Consider the following 9,321-nt stretch of genomic DNA (forward strand, 5'->3'; position numbering starts at 1 on the left):
GTTGTGGTTCGGTAAGATGGTGCGGTCAGCACACACGAAGAGGAGCTCTTAAATGGCGGCCATGAAGCCGAGAACGGGTGACGGACCCATGGAGGTCACCAAAGAAGGACGCAGCCTGATCATGCGGGTCCCCCTGGAAGGCGGCGGACGCCTCGTGGTCGAGCTCAAGGCGGACGAGGCCGCCGAGCTGCGGGAATGCCTCGCGGGCGTGACCCAGTAGTTGCCGGTCCCCGCACCACCAGCGCGAGAGCCCTTCACTCCGGTGAGGGGCTCTCGCGCCGTTCCGGGATGAGGTCGTGGCCCGTGACCCGAGTGCTAGGAGGCCCAGTTCGCTGCGAGCGTCATGCCCGCGGCAACCGCCAGCAGGCTCCAGAGCAGCGTGCCCAGCACCACCGCCGCGGCGGCTCCGCCGCGGTGCTCGCGGGCGAGGCGCACCGCGTCCACCATGGCCGTGGAGAACGTGGTGAAGCCGCCGAACAGGCCGGTCCCCAGGGCGAGGGTCCACTCCGGGCCCAGGAGGATCCCCAGCCCGCTCACCACTCCCAGGCCGAAAGAACCCACCACGTTGACGAGGACCGTTCCCAGGGGGAGCGAGCTCCGCTGGTGCGAGGTCACGAACCGGTCCACCAAGAACCTCAGGGCGGCGCCCAGCCCGCCGCCCACCGCCACCGCGAGAGCCGCGATCACTATTGCGCGCCTTCCACCACGCCGCGTGCGTGCGACGACGCGCGGTGGCCCAGGCGCGTTCCGAGCGCCATACCGGCCGCGGCCGCGAGCAGACCCGCCACCAGGGTAACGGCCGCGTAGGCGAGGGCCTGGGTGGTGTCCCCAGAGCGCACCTGCTCCCACAGCTCCTGGGCGAAGGTGGAGTAGGTGGTGAAGCCCCCCAGCAGCCCGGTGCCCAGCAGCAACCGTGCCGTGTGCGTACGGCGGGACTCGACCCCCGGGCGGGTGAGGGCCTCGAGCAGCAGGCCCAGCAGGAGGGCACCGACCACGTTGACGGTCAGCGTGGACCAGTGCCACACGGAACCGGAGGGCAGCACGTGCCCCAGACCCCAGCGCAGAAGACTGCCAGCGGCACCACCCACGGCGACGAGCAGCACGTCAGTGACGACCGAGCGCGTCATCGCCGCACGGCCAGCAGCATCCCCGTGCCGGTGGGGAGCAGCGCGGTGGACAGTCGCGGCTCGTCCCGCAGGGTGCGCACGACCTCCCGCATGATCACGGTCTCCTCCTGGCGCTGCGCGGGCTGGGGGACGAGGTCCTGGTGCAGGGCGTCGTTGACCACGAGCATGCCCCCGCGGCGCAGCAGCCGGGCGCCCTCGATCACGTAGTCCGCCGTGTTCTCGATGTCCGCGTCCACGAACACCATGTCGTAGGCGTTCTCCGTGAGCCGGGGCAGCACGAGACCTGCCGCGCCGGAGATGGTGCGGGTGCGCTTGGTCTCGAAGCCCGCCTCGCGGAAGGTGTCCCGCGCCGCCCGCAGTGCGCGGATGTCGGTGTCGATCGTGGTCAGCACGGAGTCCGAGGGCATCCCGCGCAGCAGGGCCAGGCCCGAGACGCCTGCACCGGTGCCCACCTCCACCACGGTGGCCGGGCGGGCCGCGGAGACCAGCACCGTGAGCAGCGCGGCGGCCGCGGGCGTCACGGGGTCCAGCCGCAGGGCCAGGGAGCGCTCGCGGGCACGCAGAGCCGTCTCGTCCTCCGTGGCGTAGGCCTCGCAGTAGGCCCAGCTCGTGGTCTTGTCCGTGGTCATGGACGCGGGGTGTCCTTCGCTGCCGTGCGCTCCGGGGACCGGTGGTCCCCGGGACGTCGTTCTGACGGGTCCGGCGCGGTGCCGGTCGTTTCCGGGCCCAGCCTATCGCGGTCCGTGAGGGGGCCGGGGGAAACGCCCTGTGGCCGCCCAGAGCGCTGTCAGGCTCCTGTCCCAGAATGGAGCCGACAGCGGCACCGCACCCCCTGGTGCGCCCGCGGAACCGGACCGACGAGGAGAGGACTCAGGGTGTCCACACGGGTGTCTGAGCACCGCGCGCGGCGGACGCGGCGACCGGGCCGACGCACCATCGGGCTCGTCTCGGCGTTCACGGCGTGCCTGTGCGTGGCCGCGCTGACGACCACCGCGTGGAGTGTGGGGCGGCAGACGCAGTACGAGCACCGGGCCGGTGCGCAGGCGGAGGCCACGTGGAACCCGGGGCCACGGGCGATGATGGACACGGCCTCGCGGGCCGACATCCACGCCCTGCACGCCCAGGGCTGGACTGTGCCCGTCCTGGCGGCGGAGGGCTACCGGGTGGTGGACGTCCGTCAGGCGGTCTCGGCGGGCCAGCCCACCGTGACGGTCACGCTGCGCAACGACCACGGCACCGTGGAGATCGTGGAGCAGCGCGGCCAGGTCAACCCCGACAATCCCGTGGACGGCGTCTCCCAGCTTCCCGTGAGCGCCGAGGGGATGCACGAGTCCGCGGTCTCCGGCTCACGGCTGTGGGTGGAGCGCGGAGAGCCCTGGCGCGCGGTCATGGTGCGCCCGGACGCCGTGTACACCGTCACCTCCGACACCCCTCCCGCCACGATGGCCCAGACCGTGAGCGCGATCTTGGCCGAGGACCGCGGCCGGGTCAGCCTGCCCTCCGAGACCGACGACAGCTTCGGGGCCACCGTGCAGGACGGGCTTCGGGTGATGTTCGGGTGACACCCCGCCCGGGTGCCCTCCGACGTTGGTAGGCTCGACCCGTGTTCGGGATTACTGGCGGGGAAGCCATCATCATTCTCATCGTGGCTCTGGTGATCATCGGCCCCGAGCGGGTTCCCGAGTACGCACAGAAGTTCAAGGAACTGGTCAAGACCATCCGGGGCTACGCCACGGGCGCCACGGAGGACCTGAAGGAGACCCTCGGTCCGGAGTTCTCCGACATGGACTGGCGCAAGCTGGATCCCCGGCAGTACGACCCCCGCGTGATCGTGCGCGAGGCCCTCATGGAGGACGACCAGGAGCGGGCCGGCGGCTCGACCACCTCGACCGCGGTGACCTCCGTGGCGGCGCCCACCGTGCGTCGCCTGGCCCGCGGGGAACGGGCGCCCTTCGACACCGAGGCCACCTGAGCGGCGTCGCCGTCACGGGCGCGAGCACGCGCCGTCCACGGAGCGCAGCAGCCGACCCCGCGTCCCTGCCCCGCCCGACGACGCCGCTCGGCCGGCTCCCGCCCCGCCGCGCGCCTCAGCCCCGGGGCGTGATGCCTAGGGACTTCCCGGCGAGACCGCGGCCCTGCCGGTCCAGCTCCCGGGCGATCCGCCACAGCTGCGCGGCCGCGGGGGACTCCGGGTGGGCCCACACCGCGGGCACACCGCGGTCCGAGGCCTCGCGCACCGTGACGTCCAGGGGCACGCTGCCGAGCAGCGGGACGTCGTAGCCCAGCCGTTCGGTGAGGGAGGCCGCGATGGTCTCCCCGCCGCCCGCGCCGAAGACCTCCAGGGTGGAGCCGTCCGGCATGACCATGGCGGACATGTTCTCCACCACGCCCGTGACCCTCTGCTCCGTCTGCTCTGCCAGGGTTCCGGAGCGCTGGGCCACGCTGACCGCGGCGTGCTGCGGGGTGGAGACCACCACCACGCCGGAGCGGGGCAGCAGCTGGCCCACCGAGATGGCGATGTCCCCGGTGCCCGGCGGCAGGTCCAGGAGAAGGTGGTCGAGGTCCCCGAAGTGGACGTCCGTGAGGAACTGCTCCACCGCGCGGTGCAGCATGGGGCCACGCCACGCCACGGGCTGGGCGGGATCCACGAACATGCCGATCGAGATCACCTTGACCACCCCGCGGGAGCGGTGACCGACCCCGGCCGCACCGTCGCCGGAGGCGTGGTCCACACCCTCCGGAACCTCCACCACGGGAGGCAGGATCATGTCTCCCACGCGGGTGGGGGACTGCGTGATGCCCAGCAGCCCGGGGACCGAGAAGCCGTGCACGTCCGCGTCCACGATGCCCACGGTGCGGCCCATGGCGGCCAGCGCCGCCGCGAGGTTCACGGTCACGCTGGACTTGCCCACCCCTCCCTTGCCGCTCGTGATCGCGTGCACGCGTGTCAGCGAGTTCGGATCCGCGAAGGGGTTGCTGCGGTGGTGGCCCAGCCGCTCCTGCAGCTCCTGGCGCTGCGCGGGCGTCATGACCCCCAGGTCCACCACCACGTCCGAGACCTCCGGGAGCGCTCCCAGCGCCGTGCGCAGATCCGCCTCGATGGTTCCGCGCAACGGGCAGCCGGAGATCGTGAGCAGCACGGACACCCGGGCGGTGCCGCCCTCCAGGGAGGCCTCGGGGATCATGCCGAGCTCCGTGACGGGGCGGCGCAGCTCGGGGTCGATCACGCTGTCCAGCGCGCCGCGCAGCCGCGGGTCGATGGTGCGGTCCATTCGGTTCTCGCTCACCGTCGCTGGTCCTTTCCGCCCTCGGTCCGCCTGCCACTCTCCGACCGCCTGCCACCGTCGGAGCGTCTGGTCTCGGGGCCGGGTTCGGAGGTCTCGTCGCGGCGGTCCTGGGCCTCGAGGATCTCCTCGAGCAGGCTGCGCAGCTCGGAGCGGACGTAGTCGCGCGTGGCTACCTCGCGCAGGGCGATGCGCAGGGACGCGATCTCCCGGGTGAGGTACTCCGTGTCCGCGAGGTTCTGCTGGCCGCGCTTGCGGTCCTCCTCGGCGACCACGCGGTCACGGTCGTCCTGCCGGTTCTGCGCGAGCAGCAGCAGGGGCGCGGCGTAGGAGGCCTGCAGGGACAGCATCAGCGTCAGCAGGGTGAAGTTCAGGGCCCGTGGATCGAACTGGATCTCCTCCGGGGCCAGGGTGTTCCAGCCGAGCCACAGCGCCACGAACACGGTCATCCACAGCAGGAACTGCGGTGTGCCCATCCACCGGGCGATCGCCTCGGTGGACTGCCCGAAGGCGTCCGGGTTGGGGCGGAACCTGGTGAGGTACCCCTGTCGCTTCTCCCGCGGCTGGTCCAGTGGACCGGGGGAGTACTGCGAGGAGGGGTTCTGCCGGGGGCTACTCATAACGCTTGCCCACCTTCCGCACCGGGGTGCCGTCGTCGTACGTGCGCCAGTCCTCGGGCAGCAGGGCGTCCAGGACGTCGTCGATGGTCACGGCGCCCACGAGCCGGTCCTGGTCGTTGACCACGGGCAGGATGGTGAGGTCGTACGTGGCCAGCTCGCGTGCGACGTCCGCCAGGGATGCCTGGTCCGAGACCGGCTCGATGGAGCGGTCGATCAGGTTGCCGATGGCCTCGGGCGGGGGATACCGCAGCAGCCGCTGCGTGTGCACGAAGCCCAGGTACTTGCCCGTGGGGGTCTCCAGCGGAGGGCGGCACACCAGCACGGCGGAGGCTGCGGCGGGGATGATCTCCTCCTGCCGGATGTGGGCCAGCGCCTCCGCCACGGTCGCCTCGGGGGAGAGCACGATGGGGACGGGGGTCATGAGAGAGCCCGCGGTGCCCTCCTCGTACTCGCGCAGCCGCCGGACGTCCTCCGCGTCCTCGGGCTCCATCATGGTGATCAGCCGCTCGGCCTCCGCCTCGGGCAGCTCGTTGAGCAGGTCCGTGGCGTCGTCCGGGTCCATCTCCTCGAGCAGCGCCACCGCGCGCTCGTTGTCCAGGTGCGTGAGGATGAACACCTGGTCGTCCTCGGGCAGCTCCTCGAGCACGTCCGCGAGCCGTTCGTCCTGGAGCTCGGCGGCGATCTCCAGCTTGCGCTTGTCCGGCATGTCCCGCAGCTCGTCCGCGAGGTCTGCCGCCTGGTCCTCCTCGTGCTGCGCGATCCACTGCGTGGCCGGTTGGTGGCCCGCACTGGAGGGGTCGTCGGTGTCCTCCCAGTCCACGATGAGCGTCTGGTTGCGGCGCCGGATCAGTCCGCCGGTGGACTGGGAGCGGCGCACGAACAGCTGCGAGATCACCCAGTCCCCCCGGTTGTTGGACTTCTCCATGGCCACGTCCTCGATGGTCGCCGTGCCGGAGCCGTCCAGCAGCACCACCGTGCGGTCGAACAGCTCACCCACCGCGAGGGTCTCCGCGCCGCGCTGCTCGAAGCGGCGCAGGTTCACGAGCCCCGTGGAGATGATCTGGTCCGCGTCGATGCTCGTCACCCGGGTCATGGGCACGAACACGCGCTTCTTTCCGAGGACCTCCACCACGAGCCCCACCACGAGGGGACGGGTCTTCAACGACGGTCGGCTGCCGGGGCGCAGCAGCACCACGACGTCGCGCAGCCGCCCCAGGCGGTCGCCCAGGGGGTCGAAGACGTCCAGGCCGATCAGCCGGGCCACGAAGATCTTGGAAAGGTTTGTGCTCACCCGCCCAGCCTAGTGACCCGGGGTCAATGGGCCCACTCGGTGCGGACCGGACGCCCCGTCGCCCGCGGCGATGGTCACCGCAGCCACCGTGTTCACCCGCTGCGATGATTCAGGATCCTCCCTGGGAGCTTGCGGGTGGGTGGGGAACAATGGGGCGCATGAGCACCCCGAATCGCGCCCCGTCCCAGTTGTCCATCGCACCGGAGATGCCACGCGGCGAAGTGGTGGGCCGCTACCGCACGTACGCCGAGGCCCAGAAGGCCGTGGACTACATGTCCGACGAGCACTTCCCCGTGGCCATGGTGTCCATCATCGGCAGCGACCTGAAGTCCGTGGAGCAGGTGACCGGGCGGCTGTCCTACCCCCGGGTGGCCCTGCAGGGTGCGCTCAACGGCATCTTCTTCGGCGCGTTCCTGGGCCTGATCCTGACCATGTTCGGCGGCCCGGAGATGGCCGCCTCCATCGTGCCCACCATGCTGCTGGGTGGCGCGTTCTTCATGCTGATGGCCACCATCACCTACGCCATGTCCCGCGGCAAGCGGGACTTCACGTCCACCAGCAGGATCGTGGCGGGCAGCTACGAGGTGCTCGCGGCACCGGAGGTGGCCGGTCAGGCCCGCCAGGTGCTCGGTGGCATGCAGGGTGGCCCGGGCCCCCGTCCGCAGGGGCCCGGCCAGTACGGCGGTGCACCCGTGGGTGCGCGTGGCCAGGGTGGGGCCCCGCAGGCCCAGCAGTGGGGTCCGGGCCACGGCCAGAACCCGGGTGCCGCCCACCCACAGGGAGGCCCGCAGCAGACCGGCCCGCAGCAGGGCCCGGCGGGCGGTCGGCCCCACCCCGCGGCCCAGGGCGGCAGCAGCGCCCAGGGAGCCGATCCCTCGCAGGCGGCCCCGCAGCAGGAGAGCACCCGCTCGGCGGCGTTCCCGGACCTGCCGGACGGACGTCCCCAGTACGGCATCCGCGTGGAGCCGGAGCAGAACGAGCGCTCCGCGCCGTGGACGCAGACCGGTGGGCCCACGGGCCAGACCTCCGCGGCGGGCCAGGACTCCGCGGCGAGCCAGGACACGCACGGTGCCCCGGGCCCGGCCGCTCCGGAGGACCGCCGGTAGCCGTCAGCCGCTCACGAGAAACGCCCCGCACTGCAGTGCGGGGCGTTCTCACGCGCGGGGTCGGGTCAGGACGCCGGGCCGGCCGAGGGGCCCACGTTCTCGTCCCGGTTCCAGATGCCCTGGATCCAGGCCTCCACGTCCTCCGGGCGCCGCGGCAGGGCGGCGGAGAGGTTCTCGTTGCCCTGCTCGGTGATCAGCACGTCGTCCTCGATGCGCACACCGATCCCGCGGTACTCCTCCGGGACCGCGAGGTCCTCGTCCTTGAAGTACAGCCCGGGCTCGATGGTGAACACCATGCCCGGCTCGATCACGGCGTCCAGGTACAGCTCACGCTTGGCCTGCGCGCAGTCGTGCACGTCCAGCCCCAGGTGGTGGCTCGTGCCGTGGGGCATCCAGCGGCGGTGGTGCTGACCGGACTCGGACAGGGACACCTCCGCGGACACGGGCAGCAGCCCCCACTCGTCCAGGCGCTGGGCCAGGACCTTCATGGCGGCCGCGTGGACGTCCCGGAAACGGTTGCCCGGCACGGCCACCTCGAAGGCGGCGTCCGCGGCGTCGAGCACGGCCTGGTAGATCCGGCGCTGGACCTCGGTATAGGTGCCGTCCACGGGCAGGGTGCGGGTGAGGTCCGCGGTGTAGAGCGAGTCCGCCTCCACGCCCGCGTCCACGAGGATCAGCTCGCCCGGCTTCACCGAGCCGTTGTTGCGGATCCAGTGCAGCACGGTGGCGTTGTTGCCGGACGCGGCGATCGTGTCGTAGCCCAGGTCGTTGCCCTCCAGGCGGGCGCGGGAGAAGAACGCACCCTCGACCACGCGCTCACCGCGCTCGCCGCCGATCGCCCGCGGCAGCACGGAGACGATGTCCTCGAAGCCGCGGATGGTGGCGTCCACCGCCACGCGCAGCTGACCGATCTCGTACTCGTCCTTGACCAGGCGCAGCTCGCTGAGCGCCTCGGTGAGCGTGGCGTCCTTGCTGTCCGACTGCTCCAGGTCCACGCCCGTGTTGATCCGGGAGGTGTCCACGAGGGCGTCCATGTTCAGGTCCACGTCCCGCACCAGGCGGATGCTCAGCCCGCCCAGGGCGGCGTTGCCGGCATCCTTGGTCACGGCCGTCTCCAGCGCGGAGAGGTCCTGCGTGGGCAGTCCGAACTCGTCCCGCAGCTGCTGGAGCGTGGGGCGGGAACCCACCCAGAACTCGCCGTTCTTGGCGTCCGCGTAGAACTCGTCCGTGTCCCGCCCCGCCATGGGGTGGAAGTACAGCGTGGCCACGTGGTCGCTGCCGTCGTCCCCCTGGCCCGGCTCGGTGGGCTCCATGACCAGCACGGCCTCGGGCTCGTGGTCCACGCCCATGCCCGTGACGTGGGCGAACGCGGAGTGCGGGCGGAAGCGGTAGTCGGTGTCGTTGGAGCGCACCTTGGGGGTACCGGCCGGGATCACCAGGCGCTCACCCGGGAACAGGCGCGACAGCCGGGCACGGCGCGCGGCGGCGAACTCCGCGACCTCGGCGCGCGGCGTCGTCGTGTGCTCCGGCTGGGCCCAGCCCGAGGCCATGAACTCGCGGAACTGGTCGCTGTCCGGGCGCTGGGAGCGGTTGTCCACCCGCTCGTCCATGGGCTGCGCGGCGTCCTCGCTCGCGTGGTGGGAAACGGCGGTGTGTTCTGAGCCCTGGCTCATGGGCGCGGTCATCTCCTTCGCGGCGCGATCGCTCGCGCTCGGTGGGGTCGGGATCTGTCCTGTCCATGGTGTCACGCCGGTCAACCGCGCGGACGCCCGCGGGTATCGTGGGGGCGGTGAGAATCGACCTGCACACCCACTCGATCGCCTCGGACGGCACGGAGACCCCCGCCGACGTCGCCCGCTCGGCCCACGCGGCCGGGCTCAGCGTCTTCGCGCT

General features: G+C 71.9%; 11 protein-coding genes and 1 pseudogene. 5 read left to right on the forward strand and 7 right to left on the reverse strand.

All coding sequences use genetic code 11. The features are described 5' to 3' along the window. Nucleotides 1-52: 52 nt before the first annotated feature. Complete coding sequence (locus QL985_RS11190) at nucleotides 53-220, forward strand: DUF3117 domain-containing protein (protein WP_012397900.1); 168 nt, start codon at nucleotides 53-55, stop codon at nucleotides 218-220. Nucleotides 221-315: 95 nt separating this feature from the next. On the opposite strand, the gene crcB is transcribed toward QL985_RS11190, so the two are convergent. The 3 genes from crcB to QL985_RS11205 are packed head-to-tail and all read right to left on the reverse strand — an operon-like array spanning nucleotide 316 to nucleotide 1,756. Then, nucleotides 316-687, reverse strand: a complete 372-nt coding sequence (crcB, locus tag QL985_RS11195) for a fluoride efflux transporter CrcB (protein WP_102613176.1) — start codon at nucleotides 685-687, stop codon at nucleotides 316-318. After that, nucleotides 687-1,127 (reverse strand): CrcB family protein, encoded by a 441-nt coding sequence (locus QL985_RS11200; RefSeq protein WP_102613175.1) that lies wholly within the window; start codon nucleotides 1,125-1,127, stop codon nucleotides 687-689. The genes crcB and QL985_RS11200 overlap by 1 nt, the downstream gene beginning before the upstream one ends. Then, on the reverse strand, nucleotides 1,124-1,756 hold the full coding sequence (locus tag QL985_RS11205; protein ID WP_019309470.1) for a class I SAM-dependent methyltransferase: 633 nt from the start codon (nucleotides 1,754-1,756) through the stop codon (nucleotides 1,124-1,126). Before QL985_RS11205 ends, QL985_RS11200 begins: the two co-directional genes overlap by 4 nt. Nucleotides 1,757-2,002: 246 nt before the next feature. On the opposite strand from QL985_RS11205, the gene QL985_RS11210 reads away from it, so the two are divergent. Both QL985_RS11210 and QL985_RS11215 read left to right on the forward strand, forming a co-directional pair. Then, nucleotides 2,003-2,689, forward strand: coding sequence for a hypothetical protein (locus QL985_RS11210; RefSeq protein WP_102613174.1), 687 nt, complete (start codon nucleotides 2,003-2,005; stop codon nucleotides 2,687-2,689). A gap of 41 nt (nucleotides 2,690-2,730) precedes the next feature. After that, nucleotides 2,731-3,099, forward strand: coding sequence for a twin-arginine translocase TatA/TatE family subunit (locus QL985_RS11215; RefSeq protein ID WP_070636745.1), 369 nt, complete (start codon nucleotides 2,731-2,733; stop codon nucleotides 3,097-3,099). A 115-nt stretch (nucleotides 3,100-3,214) separates the two neighbouring features. Here the strand turns inward: QL985_RS11215 and QL985_RS11220 are convergent, their stop codons facing one another. Genes QL985_RS11220 through QL985_RS11230 form a run of 3 tightly spaced genes read right to left on the reverse strand, consistent with a single transcriptional unit; the run spans nucleotide 3,215 to nucleotide 6,322 of the window. Next, a complete protein-coding gene (locus QL985_RS11220) occupies nucleotides 3,215-4,399 on the reverse strand; it encodes a P-loop NTPase (protein ID WP_102613259.1) in 1,185 nt (394 codons plus the stop codon). 11 nt (nucleotides 4,400-4,410) lie between these two features. Continuing rightward, nucleotides 4,411-5,031, reverse strand: coding sequence for a DUF1003 domain-containing protein (locus tag QL985_RS11225; protein WP_102613173.1), 621 nt, complete (start codon nucleotides 5,029-5,031; stop codon nucleotides 4,411-4,413). Then, nucleotides 5,024-6,322 (reverse strand): CBS domain-containing protein, encoded by a 1,299-nt coding sequence (locus QL985_RS11230; RefSeq protein ID WP_019309465.1) that lies wholly within the window; start codon nucleotides 6,320-6,322, stop codon nucleotides 5,024-5,026. The genes QL985_RS11225 and QL985_RS11230 overlap by 8 nt, the downstream gene beginning before the upstream one ends. 158 nt (nucleotides 6,323-6,480) lie before the next feature. On the opposite strand from QL985_RS11230, the gene QL985_RS11235 reads away from it, so the two are divergent. Continuing rightward, complete coding sequence (locus QL985_RS11235; RefSeq protein WP_223246047.1) at nucleotides 6,481-7,428, forward strand: general stress protein; 948 nt, start codon at nucleotides 6,481-6,483, stop codon at nucleotides 7,426-7,428. Nucleotides 7,429-7,493: 65 nt separating this feature from the next. Here the strand turns inward: QL985_RS11235 and QL985_RS11240 are convergent, their stop codons facing one another. After that, on the reverse strand, nucleotides 7,494-9,101 hold the full coding sequence (locus QL985_RS11240; protein WP_102613258.1) for an aminopeptidase P family protein: 1,608 nt from the start codon (nucleotides 9,099-9,101) through the stop codon (nucleotides 7,494-7,496). 116 nt (nucleotides 9,102-9,217) lie between these two features. On the opposite strand from QL985_RS11240, the pseudogene QL985_RS11245 reads away from it, so the two are divergent. Further along, a pseudogene (locus tag QL985_RS11245) lies at nucleotides 9,218-9,321 on the forward strand (phosphatase); the annotation flags it as partial.

Origin of the sequence: Kocuria sp. APC 4018 (genome assembly GCF_030407675.1) — a bacterium.
In the GTDB taxonomy this organism is placed as follows: domain Bacteria; phylum Actinomycetota; class Actinomycetes; order Actinomycetales; family Micrococcaceae; genus Kocuria; species Kocuria rhizophila.

What these genes read in the sequence shown, in the direction of transcription:
- QL985_RS11205 (WP_019309470.1), bottom strand. Translation starts at nt 1,756, where the DNA reads ATGACCACGGACAAGACCACGAGCTGGGCCTACTGCGAGGCCTACGCC.
- QL985_RS11220 (WP_102613259.1), bottom strand. Translation starts at nt 4,399, where the DNA reads ATGGACCGCACCATCGACCCGCGGCTGCGCGGCGCGCTGGACAGCGTG.
- QL985_RS11240 (WP_102613258.1), bottom strand. Translation starts at nt 9,101, where the DNA reads ATGAGCCAGGGCTCAGAACACACCGCCGTTTCCCACCACGCGAGCGAG.
- QL985_RS11190 (WP_012397900.1), top strand. Translation starts at nt 53, where the DNA reads ATGGCGGCCATGAAGCCGAGAACGGGTGACGGACCCATGGAGGTCACC.
- QL985_RS11225 (WP_102613173.1), bottom strand. Translation starts at nt 5,031, where the DNA reads ATGAGTAGCCCCCGGCAGAACCCCTCCTCGCAGTACTCCCCCGGTCCA.
- QL985_RS11200 (WP_102613175.1), bottom strand. Translation starts at nt 1,127, where the DNA reads ATGACGCGCTCGGTCGTCACTGACGTGCTGCTCGTCGCCGTGGGTGGT.
- QL985_RS11235 (WP_223246047.1), top strand. Translation starts at nt 6,481, where the DNA reads ATGAGCACCCCGAATCGCGCCCCGTCCCAGTTGTCCATCGCACCGGAG.